This window comes from Phytopseudomonas seleniipraecipitans (assembly GCF_900102335.1).
Classification (GTDB): domain Bacteria; phylum Pseudomonadota; class Gammaproteobacteria; order Pseudomonadales; family Pseudomonadaceae; genus Aquipseudomonas; species Aquipseudomonas seleniipraecipitans.
In genome coordinates this window covers 47,136-68,377 of the sequence record NZ_FNBM01000005.1, presented here as the reverse complement: position 1 = coordinate 68,377, position 21,242 = coordinate 47,136, and the positions used below count along the sequence as shown (strand labels likewise).

Sequence of the window (21,242 nt, the reverse complement as noted above, 5' to 3'; positions counted from 1 at the left end):
ACCGCAGCCCTGCTTACCGGAACGTACCCGGATAACCGGCGTGACCTGACAAATGTTCAGCATTACCTGCTGGGGTTACCGTTTCGTCACCTCACGAACCTCCGCCACGCTTGTTTTGTGTGCGTTAGGCATTTCGAAGGCAAATCTGAATAATGAGATAATTCATTTAAAATCATACAGTTAAAATAATTTTCTCCTGGCATGGCTGTTGCTGAAGGCATTCGGTAACGACTTTACATCCGGCAGGCAAACGCCCGTCGCAATGGCCACAGTGAAAGGAGAATCCCATGAGCCTCAATCGACGACACTTCATCGGCGCTGGCGCCCTCGCGGCCGGTGCAGGCCTGGCTCTGGGCGCTAGCAGCGTGGCCAGTGCGGCAGTCAGCGGCAAGACCTTCAACTGGAAGATGACCAACGCCTACGCACCAGGCTCGCCGTTCTATGTACAGGGCCCTGGCAGCCCCACCGACTTCTGCAAACGCGTCGAGGAAATGTCCGGTGGGCGCCTGAAGATCCAGCACTTCGCCGCCGGTGAGCTTATTCCTGCGCTGGAGGGCTTCGACGCCGTCTCAAGCGGCATGGTGGAAATGAACGCGGCGAACGCCTTCTTCTGGGCCGGAAAAATCCCCGCAGCGCAGTTCTTCACCGCCGTGCCGTTCGGCATGAACACCCAGGGCATGAACGCTTGGCTGTACAACGGCGGCGGCCTGAAGCTCTGGGAAGAACTCTACGAACCCCACGGCCTGGTACCCATGCCCATGGGCAACACAGGTACGCAGATGACCGGCTGGTTCCGCCAGCCACTGGAGAACGTCGACAGCCTGAAAGGCCTGAAGATGCGCATCGCAGGGCTAGCCGGCAAGGTCTACAGCGAGTTGGGCGTGGCGGTGCGCCTGCTGCCCGGCGGCGAGATCTTCCCAGCCCTGGAGCGTGGCGTGATCGACGCCGCCGAGTTCGTCGGCCCCTATCAGGATCGCCGCATGGGCCTGCACAAGGCGGCCAAGAACTACTACACCACTGGCTGGCACGAGCCGACCAACGTTACCGAACTGATCATCAACAAACAGGCCTGGGACAGCCTGCCCGCCGACCTCCAGGCCATCGTACGTTTCTGCGCCCAGGCCTGTAACACCGACAGTTGGTCATGGTGCGATGCGGTCAACGCCGAAGCCATGCAGGACCTGGTCAACAACCAGGGCGTGATCGCCAGGCCGCTGCCGGACGACATCATCAAGCGCCTGCATGAGGTCACCAACGACACCCTATCGAGCATGGCAGCGAGCGACCCAGCGACCAAGAAGGTCTACGAGCACTTCTTCGCCTTCCGCAAGCAATACATTTCCTGGGCCTCGGTGGGTGAGAAAGCCTTCATGAACATCGGGATGGGCGGGGCATGATGTTCATCGTCACCCGCATCGAACAACTGGTCGAGGCACTGGGCGCCATCGCGCGCGCCTGCGTGCTGCTACTGGTGCTGTTGGTGTCGTTCGATGTATTGATGCGTTACCTCTTCGACCTCAGCCCGGTGGCGCTGCAGGAACTGGAGTGGTACCTGATCTCGCCCATCGCGCTACTTGGCATCGCTTATACCCTCAAGCACCGCCAGGATGTGCGCGTGGACTTTCTCTACGAAAAATTCGGGGTGAAGACCAAGGCCGCCGTCGACCTGTTCAGCGGGATCGCCACCGCGGCGATCGGTTTCTACATCGCCCGCCTGGCGTTCAACTACACCATGCAGTCCTACAACATGGGCGAAGGCTCGCCGGATCCAGGTGGGCTGCCTTATCGCTTTCTGATCAAGGCCTTTTTGCCACTGGGGTTCGGCCTGTTCGGGCTACAAGGTGTTGCCGATAGCCTACGGGCGCTATGCGCTCTGCTGATGCCTGTACAGGCTCAGGAGGTGCGACCATGAGCCCCAACGAATGGTTGGCCATCTCCATGGTCATCGGCTTCTTCGCCATGATGATGGCGGGGGTGCCGGTGGCCATTTCTCTGGCCGTCTCCGGCTTCGTCGCTGGCATGATCGGCTTCGGCCCGATGCTCTTCGCATTGCTGCCGGCACGCATGTTCGGCGTGGTCAGCAACTACACCTTGCTGGCGATTCCGTTATTTACCTTCATGGGGGTGATGCTGGAGAAGTCCAGGGTCGCCGAAGACATGCTCGAAACCATTGGTCGCGCCATGGGTGGGTTGAATGGCGGCATGGGTCTGGCGATCATTCTGGTCGGCGTGCTCCTCGGCGCCTCCACCGGTATCGTCGGCGCCACCGTGGTGACCATCGGCCTGCTGACCCTGCCGACGCTGCTGCGTCGCGGCTACAACAAGAGCGTCGCCTGCGGCACCATCTGCGCTTCCGGCACCCTGGGCCAGGTGATTCCACCGAGCCTGGTGCTGATCCTGCTGGCCGACATCCTCGGCCAGTCAGTGGGCTCGATCTTCGCCGCAGCCTTCATCCCCAGCCTGGTGCTGGCGCTGATCTACGTGACTTATATGCTGATTCTCGGCTGGCTGCGCCCGGACTGGGTGCCGGCGATTCCCGCCGAGGAACGCGCCCTCACCAGCCGCAAGCAGTTGTTCAAGGACATGGCGCGCAGCGTGCTCCCGCCCTTGCTGCTGGTGATGGCGGTACTGGGTTCGATCATCGGCGGCGTCGCAGCACCCACCGAAGCGGCCTCCATGGGCGCACTCGGGGCGCTGATCATCGCCGCCTGCGCCCGGCGCCTGAGCTGGCCAACGCTCAAGGCCACCCTGCACGGCACGCTGACCATCAGTGCGATGATTTTCCTGATCCTGCTCTGCTCGCAGCCCTTCTCCCTGGCCTTCCGCGGCCTCGGTGGTGAAGCCCTGGTACACGAAATGTTCACCATGCTGCCAGGCGGCCAACTCGGGGCGATCCTGTTCCTCATGGCGGTGCTGTTCGTGCTCGGCTTCTTTCTTGAGTGGATCGAGATTTCCTACATCGCCCTGCCGATGTTCCTGCCGGTGTTCATCGCCTACGACACCGATCTGGTGTGGCTGGGTATTTTGGTGGCGCTGAATCTGCAGATGTCGTTCCTCACCCCGCCGTTCGGCTGGGCGCTGTTCTTTCTCAAGGGCGTTGCCCCTCCGGGAGTCACCACGCGGGACATCTACATCGGCGCTCTGCCGTACGTATTCTTGCAGATGCTGGCCGTGGCCGTGGTGTTCTGCTTCCCATCTCTGGCGACCTGGCTGCCTGCGGCTATCGGCTGGTGATGCCAATAACGGGCACCTCTAAAAACCAACCGCGCTGTCATCCGGCCTCGCGAACGTTTTAGAGGTGCCCCATCGGGCCGTGCCGTTATGATCAGTGCGGCCTGAAACAACAAGGAACCTGATCCCATGCTAAAGAGCACCCATGCCACCGGCGGCCTGTTCGTCGCGCCTCACCATCTCGCGGCCCAGGCCGGACGCGACGTGCTCAAGGCCGGCGGTAACGCCGTGGAGGCGATGGTCGCGGCAGCGGCGACCATCGCGGTGGTCTATCCGCACATGAACGCAATTGGCGGCGATGGTTTCTGGCTGATTCACGAGCCGGGCAAGCAGCCCTTGGCTATCGACGCCTGCGGCAGCAGCGCGGCCCTCGCCGACCGTGATTTCTACGCTGGCCACGCACAGATTCCCAGCCGCGGCCCGCTGGCTGCGCTGACCGTGGCGGGCACCGTCGGTGGCTGGGCCGAAGCACTGGCGCAGACCACCCACTGGCAGCCAACGCTGGCGGTGCCCGAGCTGCTCGCCGATGCCATCGGCCATGCCCGCCGCGGCATCGTGGTCAGCCGCAGCCAGGCGCAACTGACCCGGAGCAAGCTGGCCGAACTGCAGGATGTGCCTGGTTTTGCCGAGGTGTACCTGCACAATGGGCAGGCGCCGCGCGAAGGCGACCTGCTGCGTCAGCCGGCTCTGGCCGCGACCCTGCAGCGCCTGGCCGACGCCGGCCTGGGCGACTTTTATCGCGGTGAGCTAGCCGCGAGCATGGCCGCCGACCTCGAACGCCTGGGCAGTCCACTGCGCCTGGCCGACCTGCACGACTACAGAGCCCGAGCGGTCGAGCCGCTGAGCGTGCGCCTGGCCGATACCACCCTGTACAACATGCCGCCGCCCACCCAGGGCCTGGCCTCGCTGCTGATCCTCGGCATCTTCGAAAAACTCGGTATCGAGCAGGCCGAAGGCTTCGCCCATGTGCACGGGCTGGTCGAGGCAACCAAGCAGGCGTTCCTGATCCGCGACCGGGTGGTGACCGATCCCGCCCGTGTGCCGCAGGACCCGCAAGGCCTGCTGGACGACGCCAACCTGCAGCGCCTGGCCGCCGCCATCGACCCGCAGCACGCGCTGCCGTGGCCACAACCGGCCGCGCCGGGCGACACCATCTGGATGGGTTGCATCGACGATCAGGGCCGCGCTGTCAGCTTCATTCAAAGCGTGTACTGGGAGTTCGGCTCGGGCGTAGTGCTACCGTCCAGCGGCGTCGCCTGGCAGAACCGCGGGATCAGTTTCTCTCTCGATCCTGCCGCGCTGCAGACCCTGCAACCGGGCCGCAAGCCGTTCCACACCCTAAATCCGGCATTGGCGCTGTTCGACGACGGCCGCACGCTGAGCTACGGCACCATGGGTGGCGAAGGGCAGCCCCAAACCCAGGCGGCGATCCTCAGCCGCTACCGCCTGGGCAGTGACCTGCAGGCCGCGGTCAGCGCGCCGCGCTGGCTACTTGGCCGCACCTGGGGCGACGTCAGCACCACGCTCAAGCTGGAAAGCCGCTTCCCGCCTGCGTTGGTCGAGCAACTGCGCCAGGCCGGCCATAACGTCGAGGTGCTGGATGAGGCTTTCAGCGACACCATGGGCCATGCCGGCGCACTGCTGCGCCACCCTAATGGCGTGCTGGAAGGCGCTGCCGACCCACGCAGCGATGGCAGCGTCTGCGGGTTGTAGCGCCCGGGCTGCAGAACAAAATGGCCCCGCTCATGCGGGGCCATTTCGTTGGTGAGCTTGCAGGCTGACCGTTCCTCACGCTCTGCGTGAGAGCTGCCGCAATCGCTGGCTGGTGCCCGCCAATCGGCAATGTAGGGTGGACGTCGCTTTTCACGTCCACCGACACGGTGGATCGATGAAGCGCGATCCACCCTACATGCTGCACGCTGCCCGAAACGAAAACGCCCCGCTGAGCAGCGGGGCGTTTTCATTGGCGAGCGATGTGTCAGTCTGCGTCTTTCCAATCCTTGCGGCTCATGTAATCGCGGGTTTCCTTGACCACAATGCCGGAGAGCAGCAACAGGCCGATCAGGTTGGGCAGCGCCATCAGGCCGTTGGCGATGTCGGAGAACGTCCACACCACTTCCAGCGACGTCACTGCGCCGACGAACACCATCACTGAAAAGATCAGCCGGTACGGCATCACCGCCACACGACCCAGCAGCCGCTCCATGCAACGCTCGCCGTAATACGACCAGCCGAGAATGGTGGTGAAGGCATAGACCATGACGCTGATGGCCACGGTATAGAGGCCCCAGCCGCCGCCCATGCCCTGCTCCAGCGCCCAGGCAGTCATCGGCGCGCCCTTCAGGCCTTCCTGCATCCAGGCGCCCGTGACGATGATCGCCAGGGCGGTGAAGGTCACCACCACCAGGGTGTCGAGGAAGGTCTGAGTCATCGACACCATGGCCTGGCGAACCGGTTTGTCGGTCTTCGCTGCCGCCGCCGCGATCGCGCCTGTGCCGAGACCGGATTCGTTGGAGAAGATGCCGCGGGCCACGCCCATCTGCACGGCAAGAATGATGCTCGACCCCAGGAAGCCGCCGGCAGCCGCCGAACCACTGAAGGCATCGGTGAAGATCAGCGCGATGGCTGCCGGCAAACGGTCGGCGAATGCCACCAGCACGACGATGATGCAGGCGATGTAAAGCACGATCATCAGCGGCACGACGGCCGCGGCGAAACGGCCAATGCTCTTGATGCCGCCGATGATGACCACTGCGGTGACCAGCGCCAGGCACAGACCGCTGACCACCGGGGAAATGCCCCAGGTGTCGTACAGCTGATGCGCCGCCGTGTTGGACTGCACCATGTTGCCGATGCCGAACGAGGCGAGCACGCCGAAGATGGCGAAGGCGATGCCCAGGGTCTTGCCGAACCAGCCGCCGACACCGTGGGTCAGGTAGTACATGGGCCCGCCGCTCTGCTCACCCTTGGCATCGGTGACCCGGTACTTCACGCCCAGCAACGCCTCGGAATACTTGGTCGCCATGCCCAGCAGTCCGGTCATCCACATCCAGAACAACGCGCCCGGCCCGCCAATGCCGATGGCGGTCGCCACGCCGGCAATGTTACCCACACCGACGGTCGCGGCCAGCGCAGTGGCCAAGGCCTGATAGTGGGAAACGTCGCCAGGCACGTTGCCTTTTTCAGAACGCTTTACGAATGCCAGCCAGAACGCGTGGCCGAGCACGCGGAACTGCAGGCCGCGCAGACGAATGGTCAGGTACAGGCCGGTCAGCAATAACAGCGGGATCAGCAGGAACGGGCCCCAGACGAAGCTGTTGATGCTCGAAAGTACAGCGAGAAGTGATTCCATCGGGATGGTTATCCTTTTTGTTATGTCCACTGCGGCTCGTGGCCGCCAGGAACGGCACGGCGCGGATAGCGCTCCTGCCTAAGCCGGAAGGGTACGTCGCCAGGAACATCGAATGACGCGAAACGTCAGGCGGATCAATCGATTGCAAGGCACGCGATTGTCACCAAGTGGGCAAGGCTATAACAACTTGCCGGTGAAAGGGTCTGAAAAAATAGGAAAATTCGCTGCCGTATCGAGCATCGGCAGTGCATCGCGTTGTTTAACGCACGCAGCGCAGAGCCCCCCAACGAAGGACGGCGCAAAACCGTTGCGCCGTCATCACAGGCAGTGCAGCACACCGTTGGCTGTCAGCAGCCCGTCAGCTTCGCCTCGCGCCGCTCGCCTGGGAAGAAAAACGGTCGCAGGCGCACACCGACACCGTTGCCGATGAATGCCGCTACCAGCCACAGCCAGCCATGCAAGCTTCCAGAGGCAATACCACTGAAGTAGGCGCCAATGTTGCAGCCATAGGCCAGGCGCGAGCCGTAACCGAGCAAGAGCCCGCCGACGACCGCAGCGATCAGCGAACGCAGCGGAATGTTCAGGTTTGGCGCGAAGCGACCGGCCAGACCAGCCGCCAGCAGCGCACCGACAACGATGCCGATGTCCATCACCGTGGTGATGTCTTCCCACAGCGGAGCGGCCAGCGCCTGAGCATTGGCCGGCTGCTGCCAGAAGGCCCAGGCAGCGACGTCGACGCCGCCGCCCTGCAGCACCTTGGCGCCCCACAGTGCGAACGCAGAAGTGATGCCCCACGGACGACCCGCGAGGGCCAGAGTGGCGAAGTTGAGCAGCGCCAGCAGCACCGCACCCCAGATCAGCGGCCACGGCCCGCGCAGGAAGCGCTGCCAGCCTTGATGCTCGCCAGGCGCCGAGCGCTCCAGGCTACCGTGGCGAGCGCGCTCCAGGCGGATACTGATCGCGGTGATGGCAGCGAACAGTCCCAGGCTGACCAGCAGTGCAGGCACCAGGCCAAGACTAGTGACAATGGAGGTGGGCGGCAGACTCGGCAGCGCCGACCACCAGTCCAGATGATGCGTCGCCACCACGCCACCGATGATGAAGAACAGCAGCGTCACCAGCATCCGCGCGTTGCCGCCGCCCACGGTGAACAGCGTGCCAGACGCGCATCCGCCGCCAAGCTGCATGCCGATGCCGAAGATGAACGCGCCGACCACCACCGAGGTGCCGGCCGGAGCCACCAGCCCGCGCACCGGCTCACCAAACAGCGTGCCCGCCGAGAGCGCCGGGAAGAATAGCAGCACGGCGATGGCCAGCATCACCATCTGCGCGCGCAGGCCTGCGCCACGGCGTTCGTTGAGCAACACGCGCCAAGCCGACGTGAAACCAAAGGCCGCGTGATAGAGCACCAGCCCCAGCGCGCCGCCGACGATGAATAGCAATGCCTGACGGCCACTCACCGCGAAGGTGAGGGCCAGCGCGCCGGCCAGCAGCAGCGCCACGGCAATCAACGGCGTAGCAGGCCGGTTGACCGGTGCCGCTGCAGGAATGGACAGATTCATATAGACCTTCGAATAACCAATTGAAACGGTCAGCTATTTTAGCCATTCCCGGCGCCTGGCACAGGCCCACGGTTAGATCGTTTGCGAAGAAGGTTATGCCAAGGCGCTACTACGAATTAGCCCGTGCCATACAGGCCGGGATGTCATCGCCTCAGAACACGCCGTCACGGGCAACCGGTGGTGTAAACAGTCCGGCCGGGTCGCGACGCACCGACCCCGCTTCGATCTCGGCGGCTTCGACGACTTCGACCTGCTCGCCATTGAGCGCCTTCTGCACATCCTGCCGCGCCAGCACACTGGAGAGAATGGTTTTACCCGAATCGGTGAAGTCATAGACGCTGGACGAACCCTGCAACGGCACCGACGCCCGACGCTGACCCCGACTGTCGAATACATCGGCAGTCAGCGCGTGGGTCAGCACCACACCCATGAAACTTTCGCTCTTCCATTCACGCACGCGAATCGACAGCAGCATGGCATCGGCGGATGACGCCTGGCTAACCTTGCTATCGACGGCGCGGGCCTTGACGCCTTTGCGCTCGAAGCCTCCCAGCAAGGACTTCTGCAGTTCCTGCGCCAGCGGCTCGCCAGAGCGGGTGTTAACGTCATAGGGGATGTAGTAGCTGCCGCGAATCAAGCCGACGAAATGGCCCTTCTTGTTACCGGACAGTACATAGGGACGCTCATCGATCACCTGCACCTCGACGGCCTTGGCGAAGGTTTTTGGCACCTCGGGATACGCCTGGGAATAGTCTATTTTGCGACCATTGGAACAAGCAGCCAAGCTGAGCAACAGCATGAGGAAAACGCAGCGACGGAGCATGAAATATCCCTATCAGAGTTGACCTCGCCCTTCAGGAGCGACGGTTGAAAGCGCAAAGCTGCGGTGAATCCGAAGCAACGCGGTACGAACGCAGCCGCTATATGCCAAAGCAGCTGGGCCAACGCAAGCGACTGCGCCGATATGAACAAGGCAAATATGAAAAGTGCGATAGCTGCGGCAAATGCCGGGCAAAAAAAGGGGCCTTGCGGCCCCCAGAGGTAAACGTTGGGCAATCAGGCTTCGACTTCGATCAACACCTCGCCCGGATTGACGCGGTCGCCCTTGGCCACATGCACGGCCTTGACGGTGCCGGCGATCGGCGCCTGCACTTCGGTTTCCATTTTCATCGCCTCGGTGATCAGCACGGCCTGCCCCGCTTTCACGGTGTCGCCCTCCTTGACCAGCACGTCGACGATATTGCCCGGCATGCTGGTACTCACGTCACCCGGTGCGCTGGCGGTGCGGCGTTTGCTGCCGGTGCCGCCGGCGACGTAGTCGTTGAGTGCCTCGAACACCACTTCCTCGGGCATGCCGTCGATCGACAAGTAGAAGTGCCGCTTGCCCTCGCCCTTCACGCCGACGCCGGTGATGTCCACGCGGTAGGTTTCGCCATGCACGTCGATGATGAATTCAGTCGGCACGCCCGCGCCGCCGGCTGCCGCCACGCCGCTGCCGTCGGGAATCGGCAGCAGCACTTCCGGCTGCAGGGTGCCGGCCTCGCGTTCCTCGAGAAACTTGCGGCCAATGTCCGGGAACATGGCGAAGGTCAGCACGTCCTCTTCGGTCTTGGCCAGGTCGCCAATCTGCCCGCGCAGCTTGCCCATCTCCGGCTTGAGCAGATCGGCGGGGCGCACGTCGATCACCTCTTCGTTGCCGATGGCCTGCTTGCGCAGCGTCTCGCTGACTTTGCCCGGCGCCTGGCCATAACCGCCCTGCAGGTAAAGCTTCACCTCGTTGGTGATGGTCTTGTAGCGCTCGCCGGCGAGCACGTTGAAGAACGCCTGAGTGCCGACGATCTGCGAGGTCGGCGTGACCAGCGGCGGGAAGCCGAGGTCTTCACGCACCCGCGGAATCTCCGCCAGCACTTCGTTCATGCGGTTCAGCGCGCCCTGCTCCTTGAGCTGGTTAGCCAAGTTGGAAATCATCCCACCCGGCACCTGGTTGACCTGCACGCGGGTGTCGACCGCGGTGAACTCGCTTTCGAACTGGTGGTACTTCTTGCGCACCGCGTGGAAGTACATGCCGATTTCCTGGATCAGCGACAGATCCAGGCCGGTGTCGTATTCGCTGCCCTTGAGCGCGGCGACCATCGACTCGGTACCCGGGTGGCTGGTACCCCAGGCGAAGCTGGAGATCGCCGTGTCGATATGGTCGGCGCCGGCCTCGATGGCCTTGAGTTGGCACATCGAACCCAGGCCCGCCGTGTCGTGGCTGTGGATGAACACCGGTAGGTCGATCTCGGCCTTCAGTGCCTTGACCAACTCGGCGGTGGCAAAGGGCGTGAGCAGCCCGGCCATGTCCTTGATGGCGATGGAATCGATGCCCATGGCCTGCATGGCCTTGCCCTGGGCGACGAACGCCGCGACGGTGTGCACCGGGCTGGTGGTGTAGGCGATGGTGCCCTGGGCGTGCTTGCCGCTGGCCTTCACGGCCTCGATGGCCACCTGCAGGTTACGCACGTCGTTCATCGCATCGAAGATGCGGAACACGTCGATGCCGTTTTCCGCCGCCTTGGCGACGAAGGCGCGCACCACGTCATCGCTGTAGTGGCGGTAGCCGAGCAGGTTCTGGCCACGCAGGAGCATCTGCAGGCGGGTGTTGGGCAACGCCGCACGCAGCTGGCGCAGGCGCTCCCACGGGTCTTCCTTGAGAAAGCGCACGCAAGCGTCGAAGGTCGCGCCGCCCCAGACTTCCAGCGACCAGTAGCCGACTTGGTCGAGCTTGTCGCAGATCGGCAGCATGTCTTCGGTGCGCATGCGGGTGGCCAGCAGGGACTGGTGGGCATCGCGCAGGATGGTGTCGGTAACCGTGATTTTTCTTGTCATGATGCGTTCCTCACAGGCCGGCATGGGCGGCGATGGCGGCGGCGATGGCCAGGGCCAGTTCGCCCGGCTTGCGTTTGATCGAGTAGTTCAGCAGCTCGGGGTGGTTGTCGACGAAGCTGGTGTTGAAGCGCCCGCTACGGAATTCATCGTTGGCGAGAATCTGCTGGTAGTAGGTGGCGGTGGTCTTCACACCCTGCACGCGCATGTCGTCCAAGGCACGCGCGCCACGGGCCAGGGCCTCTTCCCAGGTCAGCGCCCAGACGACCAGCTTCAGGCACATGGAGTCGTAATACGGCGGAATTGTGTAGCCGGTGTAGATCGCCGTGTCGGTACGCACGCCGGGGCCGCCGGGCGCGTAGTAGCGGGTGATCTTGCCGAACGACGGCAGGAAGTTGTTGCGCGGGTCTTCGGCGTTGATCCGAAACTGCAGGGCAAAACCGCGGTACTGAATGTCTTCCTGCTTGATCGACAGCGGCAGGCCGGAGGCGATGCGAATCTGCTCGCGAACGATATCGATACCGGTGATTTCCTCGGTGATGGTGTGTTCCACCTGCACCCGAGTGTTCATCTCCATGAAGTACACCTCGCCCTCGGCGAGCAGGAACTCCACGGTGCCGGCGTTCTCATAACCGACCGCCTGGGCGGCGCGCACCGCCAAATCGCCGATGTAGGCGCGCTGTTCTGGGGTCAGCTGCGGACTGGGGGCGATTTCGATGAGTTTCTGGTTGCGCCGCTGGATCGAGCAGTCGCGCTCGAACAGGTGCACCACGTTGCCAAAGCTGTCGCCAAGAATCTGCGCTTCGATGTGCTTGGGGTTGACGATGCACTTCTCAAGAAACACCTCGGCCGAACCAAAGGCTTTGGTCGCCTCGGAGATCACCCGGGGAAACGCCTGCTCCAGCTCCTCACGGCTGTTGCAGCGGCGAATGCCCCGACCGCCGCCGCCCGAGGTGGCCTTGAGCATCACCGGGTAGCCGATGCGGTCACCTTCGAGCAGCGCCTCGGCGATATCCGCCACGTTGCCCTCGGTGCCCGGCGTCACCGGCACGCCGGCCTTGATCATGCTGCGCCGCGCTTCGGTCTTGTCGCCCATGCGGCGGATGACCTCGGCGCTCGGGCCGATAAACTTGATGCCGCGCGAAGCGCAGATTTCCGCCAGCTCGGCGTTCTCGGAGAGAAAGCCATAGCCGGGATGCAACGCATCGCAGCCAGTTTCCACGGCCAGGTTCACCAATTTGCGCGGGTTCAGGTAGCCCGCCAGCGGGTCTTCACCAATGCCGTAGGCCTCATCGGCACGTTTGACGTGCAGGGCCTGGCGGTCGGCGTCCGAATAGATGGCCACCGAACGAATGTTCATCTCGGCGCAGGCCCGCACGATGCGGACGGCGATTTCGCCACGGTTAGCTATGAGGATTTTCTTGATCACGAGCCAGCATCCTCGATCACGTGAACAGGCAACCCACAGAGGGTCGAGATATGACCGGATATGTCTGCCCGGCCTTAGAGCAACCCTACGCCGCTGTAACAATTAACCAAAATCAATATTTGTTGGGTTATGCATAAGTAAAAACTTATGCTTGCCGGACAAGAATCCACTTGAGTGGTGAATGAAATTCGCAAGTCATTGCTACGCATGACATTTCGTCAGCTGCAGGTGTTTCGCTCAGTGTGCGACAACCGTTCCTACAGCCGCGCCGCCGAAGAAATGTCGCTGACCCAGCCTGCGGTCAGCCTACAAATCCGTCAGCTCGAAGAGCTGCTCGGCCAGCCGCTGTTCGATTACGTCGGCAAGAAGCTCTACCTCACCGAGGCTGCCGAAGCCCTGCAGCGGGCCAGCGAGGACATCTTCGGGCGGCTGGAGAGCCTGGATATGCAGTTGGCGGATTTGCAGGGCTCGCTGCAGGGCCAGTTGAGCCTGGCCGTCGAGTCCAGCGCCAAGTACTTCATGCCGCACCTCTTTGCGGCCTTTCGCCGCGAGCATCCTGAAGTCAGCCTGCAACTGACGGTGGTCAACCACAGCCAGGCCGTCCGGCGTCTGAGCATCAACCGCGACGACCTGCTGATCATGTCCCAGGTGCCGGCCGACATGTCGTTGGAATTCCTGCCCTTTCTCAACAACCCGATCATCGCGGTGGCGCCTGCGGATCACCCCTTGAGCCAGGCGACCAGCCTGCGATTGCAGGACTTGTGCGAGTGGCCGCTATTGGTACGCGAGCCTGGCTCGGGCACGCGACGAGCGTGCGAGGAATACTGCAACCAGAAACGCGCCCATTTCGCCCAATTGCAGGAAGTTGGCTCCATGGAAGGGCAGCGCGAGGGCGTGATTGCCGGATTGGGGCTGGCCCTGATACCCCGCCACGCGGTGCGCCGCGAGCTGCAGCTAGGCGTGCTGCGCGAGCTGCCGGTCGCCGAACTGCCGCTGCTGCGCAGCTGGTGCGTGGTTCATCCGCGAGGCAAGTACCTGTCGCCGGTGGCCCAGGCATTTTTCAATTTTGTCCGCAACGAGCGTACGCAGATAGGCGCGTTGGCCGAGCAGTTCAGCGGTGTAGGCAATTCGTTGTAGGGATTTCGTATATCATATCCAAAACCTCTCCACCGACGGGTGCAGCGCGTGCCATTACCTCCTTTGAACGCCCCCAACCTTGGCATTGCCCCGTCCGCTTCGGAGGTGATCACCAAGCACCTGCGCGACGCCATCGTGTCCGGCCATTTTGCCGAAGACGAGCCGGTGCGCCAGGATGACATCGCCAAGCTGTTCAATGTCAGCAAGATTCCCGTGCGCGAGGCGCTCAAGCGTCTGGAAGCAGAAGGGCTGGTAGTGTTCCAGCGCAACAAGGGCGCGGTGGTCACGCGCATCTCCGAGGCGGAACTGGCGCAGATGTTCGAAGTGCGCATCCTCCTCGAAGACAAGGTGCTGCGCCTGGCGATTCCCAACATGAGCGAAGCCACCTTTGCCCGTGCCGAGCGCATCTGCGAAGAGTTCATCGGCGAGGACAACATCGGCCGCTGGGCCGAGCTCAACTGGGAACTGCACGCCTGCCTCTACGAACCGGCGCAACGTCCGTTCCTGGTCAGCCTGATTCGCTCCATCCACGACAAGCTGGAACGCTACCTGCGCATGCAGATGAGCCTGTCCGAAGGCAAGGACCGCGCCGACCACGAACACCGCGAAATCATCGCCGCCTGCCGCGCCCGTGACGTCGAACGGGCGGTCAGCCTGCTCGACCAGCACATCATCGGCGTCTGCCGCAGCCTGTTCGAGCACCTGCCAGGGCACCGTTGAGTCGGCCGCCTTCGTAGGGTGGACGACGCTTTAACCGTCCACCGCTCCGAAGCCTTGATGGTGGACAAAAAGAGCGTTGTCCACCCTACCTAGAGCGCGAGCATCATCAAATCCGAGTACCGGGTATCGCTCCACTCCTCGACACATCCGACGAGCTGCGACTCATCCTAGATCCGGTTGGACGCATCCAGCGCCTTGAGCAGGCGAGCATCGTGGCCATAGATATCCGGGCGGAACTGCACTTGCCCGTCAGCACCGACCTGCGCCGTCCAGTAGGCCATCAGGATCGGCACCGGGCGCGGTAGATCGGCGCGCAAGGTGCGGCCACTGTCCCACTGCCGGGCGATCCGGGCGCGCTCGCCTGGCGTGGCTTCGGCCAGCAGTTGGTCGACCAGCTCGGTCACCCGCTCGATGCGCACGCAGCCTGAGCTGAACAGCCGCGGCAGGTTGTCGAACAGGCGCTGGCTTGGTGTGTCGTGCAGGTACACCGAGAAGGGGTTGGGGAAGCGGATCGCCACCTTGCCCAGCGGACTGTGAGTACCGGCCTCCTGGCGAATCATCACGCGGCCTGGGCGCTCCCAGTCAACGCTGCGCGGGTCGACTTCATTGCCGTCATAGTCGATCACCCGCATGCGATTGGCTGCCAGGTAACCGGCGGCATCGCGGCGCAGCTCCGGCAGTTTGTCCTCGCGCAGGATGGTCGGTGGAATCGTCCAGGTCGGGTTCAGGGTCAGGTGAGTGATGCGCGAGCGCAGCAGCGGCGTCGGCCGCGCCGGCCGGCCGACCTGGGTGCGCGCCTGCCAGGCGATGGCGTGGTCGCGCAGGAACATCACTTCGGCGCCTGCCACGTCGATCAGCACGCTGGTCGGCTCGATCTCGTGGGACAGCCAACGCAGGCGCTCCAGATTGATGCGGATCTGATCCATGCGTTCGCTGGCCGAGCGGTTCAACTCGGCGAGCGTGGCGGGGCCGACCACCCCATCGGGCTTGAGCAGGTGGTTGCGCTGGAAGGCCTTGACCGCCTCCACCAACGCCGTGGAATACACCGAGGTTTCCTCGGCGACCAACGCTGGTGCGCCCTGGGACAGATCACCATGCAGCTGCAGGCGCTGTTCGAGCAGCGGCACACGGCCATCCACCGCGCCGGGCTTCAGCGATGAGCCGCCAGGGATGGCCAGCCATTGCGGCAACACCTGACGACGCAGCTCGGCGTAGCGTTGGCGCAGGTCTCGATAAGGCCCGAAATCCGGGCGAGCCTGCTCGAATGCTTGTGCGGGATCGTTCAGCCCCGCCTGGGCGAGCGCCAGCAGCGGCGCCTGGCTCTGCTCCACGGCCATGCTCTCCGGCTCCCAAAGCGGCTCTACCGTTGCCTGCTCCAGGCGCCCATAAGCCAGGTCGCGCAGGGCTTGCAAATAGGCGGTGGTGGCAAGTACCTCAACGCAGGCGGACAGCCGCGGCGATGGGTCGTCGACCGCCGCCAGCTCGCGCAACGGCTCCAGGTGATAGGCCCGCGGCTCCAGGCCATCGTCCACCAGGTTCTCCAGCTGCGTGAACAGCGCCGGCAGGTTCGCAGCGCTCCACACCGGCTGAGCACCGCGAAGCAGGTAGAACGGCTCCAGCCATTCACGATCCTTGGCGGTGAGCGTCAGGGCGGGCGACACGCAGGTCAGGCTGGGTTCGGCGAGCTGTTGTTCGAGCGGGCTGGGCGGCGTTGCGTCGGCCAATGCCAGAGGAGCGGTGAGGGCCAGCGCCCAGGCAAAGGATGTGGTGGGAGAAAACAAGGCGCCGCTCCAGATTACGACAGGGTGAATGACAGCCCGTCGGACACCGGCGGGTCAGAAGACTTCGACTGTTAGAATCGCCGGCTTTGTTGCGCCCGCAATTGCCTGGCAAGGGCTCGACCTGTCGATGACCGACACGCAGAGACTTGAGATGATGACCACGATTCAGCGAATTTGCTTAGCCTTTCTTTGCCTGGCATTGCCCGCACCGTCCCTGATGGCCGCCACCCTGGCGCCCGATCCGTTGCTGGAAAGCCTGGCAGACCAGGCCCCTGCGCTGAAGCGCAAGGTACTCAACCATGCCATCGACGCCATGCGTTGCGCCATCAATAACGGCGCCGTGCCGGCACAGCGGTTGGCGGTCATCGACTTTTCCAAGCCCTCCAGCGAGCGCCGCCTGTGGATCTTCGACCTGACCAGCAAGCGCCTGCTGCTGCACGATCTGGTCGCGCATGGCCAGCAGTCCGGGGACAACTTCGCCACCCGTTTCTCCAATACCGAAGGCAGCCATCAGTCCAGCATCGGTCTGTTCCGCACCCAGGAAAGTTACACCGGCAAACACGGCTACTCGCTGCGCATGGACGGCCTGGAGCCCGGCTTCAATGACCTGGCCCGCCAGCGTGCGATCGTCATTCACCCTGCCGATTACGTGAACCCGGCCTGGATCAAGACCCAGGGCCGCATCGGCCGCAGCCAGGGCTGCCCTGCGGTCCGCCCGGAAGTAGCGCGTATGGTGGTAGACAGCCTCAAGGGTGGCCAATTCATGTTTTCGTACTACCCCGACCAGCGTTGGCTGAAATCCTCGGCCTTCATCAACTGCAAGCCCGGCCTGGTCGCCGGAATTGTCAGCGCCAAGGAAGGTTGAGACGCCGCAGAGCCGATCACCGTCTCTCGCAGATTACTATCGAGGCCGTTAGCTGACGCCCCTGAGTGTCCCGCCCCTCCATCACGGCGTGAGTGTGGCAGGGGCAAAGTGCCTTGCTTCATCCCACGCCTGCTTTGCCTGTAGCGACCCTGCTCATGGTCGCCGGTGCTGGAGCAAGCCGCCTTGACGCGGCTTACCCAATCACGACCTCTCCTTGACGCTTTCGGCAATCCCCCCGTCGTTTTTGCACCCGGTCGCTCGGGCGTCGAGGCATATGCTCCCCACAAAGCGCCAGCAACGAATCTGGTGCATCAATCAAGGGGAGCCGCCTGATGAGCCCAGCCGAATTGCACGCCGACAGCATCGTCATCGATGGCCTGATCATCGCCAAATGGAACCGCGAACTGTTCGAAGACATGCGCAAGGGCGGCCTGACGATGGCCAACTGCACGGTGTCGGTCTGGGAAGACTTTCAGGAAACCATCGACGCCATCGCATCGAGCCAGAAGCTGATCCGCGAGAACAGCGACCTGGTGATGCAGGTGCGCACCACCGCGGACATCCGCCGCGCCAAGGAGCTGGGCAAGACCGGCATCCTGTTCGGCTTCCAGAATGCCCATGCGTTCGAGGACCAGATCGGCTACGTGGAGATCTTCAAGCAGCTCGGCGTGGGCATCGTGCAGATGTGCTACAACACCCAGAACCTGGTCGGTACCGGCTGCTATGAGCGCGACGGCGGGTTGTCCGGCTTCGGCCGCGAAATCGTCGCCGAAATGAACCGGGTAGGCGTGATGTGTGACTTGTCCCACGTCGGCAGCAAGACCAGCGAGGAAGTCATCCTCGAATCGAAGAAGCCCGTCACCTACTCCCACTGCCTGCCGTCCGGTCTTAAAGAGCACCCGCGCAACAAATCCGACGCCGAGCTGAAGTTCATCGCCGACCACGGCGGCTTCGTCGGCGTGACCATGTTCGCGCCCTTCCTGGCCAAGGGCATCGACTCGACCATCGACGACTACGCCGAAGCCATCGAATACGTGATGAACATCGTCGGCGAAGACGCCATCGGCATCGGCACCGACTTCACCCAGGGGCATGGCCAGGAATTCTTCGAGTACCTGACCCACGACAAGGGCTACGCCCGCCGCCTGACCAACTTCGGCAAGATCGTCAACCCACTGGGCATTCGCACGGTGGGCGAGTTCCCCAACCTCACCGAAACCCTGCTCAAACGCGGCATGAGCGAGCGCACCGTGCGCAAGGTCATGGGCGAAAACTGGGTGAGGGTGCTGGCCGACGTCTGGGGCGAATAAGCCCATCACGGCGGCAAATCGAAAATTATCGCTCCCACGTCTAGGCGTCGAACCGTTCGCGTGGAATACAGCCTGTGACGCTCTGCGTCACAGAAGCGGACGCAGAGCGTCCGCTGGAGCGTTACCACGCTGAGCGTGGGAACGATCAATAACCTCATTCCGGAGTTATCCACATGGCCACCCACGCCCCCGAAATGCCCATCCAGGTCGACGACGAAACTGGCGTCTGGACCACCGACGCCTTGCCGATGCTGTATGTGCCGCGGCATTTCTTCGTCAACAACCACATGGGCATCGAGGAGGTGCTCGGCGCCGACAAGTACGCCGAAATCCTCTACAAGGCCGGCTACAAATCCGCCTGGCACTGGTGCGAGAAAGAAGCCGAGTGCCATGGCCTTTCTGGCGCAGCGGTGTTCGAGCACTACATGAAACGCCTGTCGCAGCGCGGCTGGGGTCTGTTCGAAACGCAGAAGCTCGATCTGCAAACCGGCTATGCCGAGGTAAAGCTCAAGCACTCAGCCTTCGTGTACGTGTACGGCAAGGTCGGCCGCAAGGTGGACTACATGTTCACTGGCTGGTTCTCCGGCGCCATCGACCAGATCCTGGCCGCCCAGGGCAGCTCGATCCGTACCGTTACCGTGCAGGAATATGGCGGCTCCGAAGAAGGCCATGATGACGGCCTGTTCGTGACTCGCCCGCTTTGAACAAAAGGATCAGGTGCCGCCAATAAAGGCACCCGCCCTCCACCGTGAACGCAGAACGTAGCGTGTAGCCGCCGAATCGAGGAGAAGGTCATGGCCTTCGAAGCAATGTTCCAGCCGATCCAGATCGGCAAACTGACTATCCGTAACCGTGTGCTCTCCACCGCACACGCCGAGGTGTATGCCACCGATGGCGGCATGACCACCGAGCGCTACGTGAAGTACTACGAAGAGAAAGCCAAGGGCGGCATCGGCCTGGCCATCTGCGGCGGTTCCTCGGTGGTGGCCATCGACAGCCCACAGCAGTGGTGGAGTTCGGTGAACCTGTCCACCGACCGCATCATCCCGCACTTCCAGAATCTGGCGGACGCCATGCACAAGCATGGTGCCAAGATCATGATCCAGATTACCCACATGGGCCGCCGCTCGCGCTGGGACGGCTTCCACTGGCCGACCCTGATGTCGCCGTCGGGTATCCGTGAGCCGGTGCACCGCGCCACCTGCAAGACCATCGAGCCGGAGGAAATCTGGCGGGTGATCGGCAACTACGCCCAGGCCGCACGCCGCGCCAAGGAAGGCGGCCTGGATGGCGTGGAACTGTCGGCGGTGCACCAGCACATGATCGACCAGTTCTGGTCGCCGCGCGTCAACAAGCGTACCGACGAGTGGGGTGGCACCTTCGAGGGCCGTATGAAGTTCGGTCTGGAAGTGCTCAAGGCGGTGCGCGCCGAAGTGGGTGACGACTTCTGCGTGGGCATGCGCCTGTGCGGCGACGAGTTCCACCCGGACGGCCTGTCCCACGACGACATGAAGCAGATCGCCACGTACTACGACGACACCGGCATGCTCGATTTCATCGGCGTGGTGGGCTCGGGTTGCGATACCCACAACACCCTGGCCAACGTGATCCCCAACATGAGCTACCCGCCGGAGCCGTTCCTGCACTTGGCGGCTGGCATCAAGGAAGTGGTCAAGGTGCCGGTGCTGCACGCGCAGAACATCAAGGACCCGAACCAGGCCACGCGCATTCTCGAAGGCGGCTACGTGGACATGGTCGGCATGACCCGCGCGCACATCGCCGACCCGCACCTGATCGCCAAGATCAAGATGGGCCAGATCGACCAGATCAAGCAGTGCGTGGGCGCCAACTACTGCATCGACCGCCAGTACCAGGGTCTGGACGTGCTGTGCATCCAGAACGCGGCGACGTCCCGCGAGTACATGGGTGTGCCACACATCATCGAGAAATCCACCGGGCCGAAGCGCAAGGTAGTGATCGTCGGTGGCGGCCCTGCCGGCATGGAGGCCGCGCGCGTGACTGCCGAACGCGGCCACGACGTGACCTTGTTCGAAAAACAGGAGCAGCTTGGCGGACAAATCACCCTGGCTTCCAAGGCGCCGCAGCGTGACCAGATCGCCGGCATTACCCGCTGGTACCAACTGGAGCTGGCACGCCTGGGCATCGACCTGCGCCTCGGTACCGCGGCGGATGTGGACACCATCAACGACCTGCGCGCCGATATCGTCGTGCTCGCCAACGGCGGCCACCCGTTCCTTGAACAGGTCGAGCATTGGCATGCGGACGAAGGCCTGGTAGTCAGCAGCTGGGACATCCTCAGCGGCAAGGTGGCGCCGGGCAAGAATGTGCTGGTGTACGACACCATTTGCGAGTTCACCGGCATGTCGGTGGCCGATTTCCTCGCCGATAAAGGCTGCCAGGTCGAGATCGTCACCGACGACATCAAGCCCGGCGTCGCCATCGGCGGCACCAGCTTCCCGACTTACTACCGCAGCATGTACCCCAAAGAAGTGATCATGACCGGCGACATGATGCTGGAGAAGGTCTACGCCGAGGGCGACAAGAAGATCGCGGTGCTCGAGAACGAGTACACCGGCGCCCGGGAAGAGCGGGTGGTCGATCAGGTGGTCGTCGAGAACGGCGTGCGTCCGGATGAAGGCCTCTATTACGCGCTCAAGGAAGGTTCGCGTAACAAGGGCCAGATGGATGTTGACGCGCTGTTCGCCATACAGCCGCAGCCAAGCCTGAGCCAGCCCGGTGACGGCTACCTGCTGTTCCGTATCGGCGACTGCGTGGCCCAGCGCAACACCCATGCAGCGATCTATGACGCACTGCGGCTGTGCAAGGATTTCTGAACTGACCCCGGTCGACTGATGGCACCCACGTCGAGGCGTCGAACCGTCCGCGTGGGTACCCCCGACTCGTGATGCTCTGCGTCACACGCGCTGGACGCGGAGCGTCTGGCGATTCGTTGCCGCGCCAAGCGGGGC

The 21,242-nt window shown here is 63.2% G+C and carries 16 protein-coding genes; 10 read left to right on the top strand and 6 right to left on the bottom strand.

Annotation, left to right across the window (positions count from 1 at the left end; genetic code table 11):
• Nucleotides 1-287: 287 nt before the first annotated feature.
• From BLS60_RS12245 to BLS60_RS12230, 4 genes are all read left to right on the top strand, one after another.
• Nucleotides 288-1,397 (top strand): TRAP transporter substrate-binding protein, encoded by a 1,110-nt coding sequence (locus BLS60_RS12245; protein ID WP_092368404.1) that lies wholly within the window; start codon nucleotides 288-290, stop codon nucleotides 1,395-1,397.
• Entirely contained in the window at nucleotides 1,394-1,912 is a 519-nt protein-coding gene (locus BLS60_RS12240; protein WP_092368401.1) for a TRAP transporter small permease subunit, read from the top strand. Before BLS60_RS12245 ends, BLS60_RS12240 begins: the two co-directional genes overlap by 4 nt.
• Nucleotides 1,909-3,234, top strand: coding sequence for a TRAP transporter large permease (locus BLS60_RS12235; RefSeq protein WP_092368398.1), 1,326 nt, complete (start codon nucleotides 1,909-1,911; stop codon nucleotides 3,232-3,234). Before BLS60_RS12240 ends, BLS60_RS12235 begins: the two co-directional genes overlap by 4 nt.
• A 126-nt stretch (nucleotides 3,235-3,360) precedes the next feature.
• Nucleotides 3,361-4,944 carry a gamma-glutamyltransferase family protein gene (locus tag BLS60_RS12230; RefSeq protein WP_092368395.1) on the top strand — a complete coding sequence of 528 codons (1,584 nt, stop codon included), beginning with the start codon at nucleotides 3,361-3,363 and terminating at the stop codon, nucleotides 4,942-4,944.
• 265 nt (nucleotides 4,945-5,209) lie between these two features.
• Here the strand turns inward: BLS60_RS12230 and BLS60_RS12225 are convergent, their stop codons facing one another.
• The 5 genes from BLS60_RS12225 to BLS60_RS12205 form a co-directional block, all read right to left on the bottom strand.
• Nucleotides 5,210-6,583 carry an alanine/glycine:cation symporter family protein gene (locus BLS60_RS12225; RefSeq protein ID WP_092368392.1) on the bottom strand — a complete coding sequence of 458 codons (1,374 nt, stop codon included), beginning with the start codon at nucleotides 6,581-6,583 and terminating at the stop codon, nucleotides 5,210-5,212.
• 347 nt (nucleotides 6,584-6,930) lie between these two features.
• Nucleotides 6,931-8,145 (bottom strand): YeeE/YedE family protein, encoded by a 1,215-nt coding sequence (locus tag BLS60_RS12220; RefSeq protein WP_092368389.1) that lies wholly within the window; start codon nucleotides 8,143-8,145, stop codon nucleotides 6,931-6,933.
• 151 nt (nucleotides 8,146-8,296) lie between these two features.
• The gene (locus BLS60_RS12215; RefSeq protein WP_092368386.1) at nucleotides 8,297-8,968 is read right to left on the bottom strand and encodes a hypothetical protein; all 672 of its coding nucleotides are present in this window, start codon (nucleotides 8,966-8,968) and stop codon (nucleotides 8,297-8,299) included.
• A 233-nt stretch (nucleotides 8,969-9,201) separates the two neighbouring features.
• Nucleotides 9,202-11,013 carry a sodium-extruding oxaloacetate decarboxylase subunit alpha gene (oadA, locus tag BLS60_RS12210; RefSeq protein WP_092368383.1) on the bottom strand — a complete coding sequence of 604 codons (1,812 nt, stop codon included), beginning with the start codon at nucleotides 11,011-11,013 and terminating at the stop codon, nucleotides 9,202-9,204.
• Nucleotides 11,014-11,023: 10 nt separating this feature from the next.
• Nucleotides 11,024-12,439 (bottom strand): acetyl-CoA carboxylase biotin carboxylase subunit, encoded by a 1,416-nt coding sequence (locus BLS60_RS12205; RefSeq protein ID WP_092368380.1) that lies wholly within the window; start codon nucleotides 12,437-12,439, stop codon nucleotides 11,024-11,026.
• 186 nt (nucleotides 12,440-12,625) lie between these two features.
• On the opposite strand from BLS60_RS12205, the gene BLS60_RS12200 reads away from it, so the two are divergent.
• Together BLS60_RS12200 and BLS60_RS12195 are read left to right on the top strand one after the other, a co-directional pair.
• Nucleotides 12,626-13,576, top strand: coding sequence for a LysR family transcriptional regulator (locus BLS60_RS12200; protein ID WP_092368919.1), 951 nt, complete (start codon nucleotides 12,626-12,628; stop codon nucleotides 13,574-13,576).
• Nucleotides 13,577-13,639: 63 nt separating this feature from the next.
• The gene (locus BLS60_RS12195; RefSeq protein ID WP_420831610.1) at nucleotides 13,640-14,296 is read left to right on the top strand and encodes a GntR family transcriptional regulator; all 657 of its coding nucleotides are present in this window, start codon (nucleotides 13,640-13,642) and stop codon (nucleotides 14,294-14,296) included.
• Between the two features lie 167 nt (nucleotides 14,297-14,463).
• Here BLS60_RS12195 and BLS60_RS12190 read toward each other — a convergent pair whose 3' ends face one another.
• Entirely contained in the window at nucleotides 14,464-16,077 is a 1,614-nt protein-coding gene (locus tag BLS60_RS12190) for a L,D-transpeptidase family protein (protein WP_092368377.1), read from the bottom strand.
• A gap of 151 nt (nucleotides 16,078-16,228) precedes the next feature.
• On the opposite strand from BLS60_RS12190, the gene BLS60_RS12185 reads away from it, so the two are divergent.
• The 4 genes from BLS60_RS12185 (at nucleotide 16,229) to dgcA (ending at nucleotide 21,107) form a co-directional block, all read left to right on the top strand.
• Nucleotides 16,229-16,942: a murein L,D-transpeptidase catalytic domain family protein gene (locus BLS60_RS12185; RefSeq protein WP_070881075.1), complete on the top strand. Its 714-nt coding sequence runs from the start codon at nucleotides 16,229-16,231 to the stop codon at nucleotides 16,940-16,942.
• A gap of 332 nt (nucleotides 16,943-17,274) precedes the next feature.
• Nucleotides 17,275-18,252: a dipeptidase gene (locus BLS60_RS12180; protein WP_070881076.1), complete on the top strand. Its 978-nt coding sequence runs from the start codon at nucleotides 17,275-17,277 to the stop codon at nucleotides 18,250-18,252.
• A 173-nt stretch (nucleotides 18,253-18,425) separates the two neighbouring features.
• Nucleotides 18,426-18,956: a DUF5943 domain-containing protein gene (locus BLS60_RS12175; RefSeq protein ID WP_092368374.1), complete on the top strand. Its 531-nt coding sequence runs from the start codon at nucleotides 18,426-18,428 to the stop codon at nucleotides 18,954-18,956.
• Nucleotides 18,957-19,046: 90 nt separating this feature from the next.
• The gene (gene dgcA / locus BLS60_RS12170; RefSeq protein ID WP_070881078.1) at nucleotides 19,047-21,107 is read left to right on the top strand and encodes a dimethylglycine demethylation protein DgcA; all 2,061 of its coding nucleotides are present in this window, start codon (nucleotides 19,047-19,049) and stop codon (nucleotides 21,105-21,107) included.
• The last annotated feature ends 135 nt before the right edge of the window (nucleotides 21,108-21,242 follow it).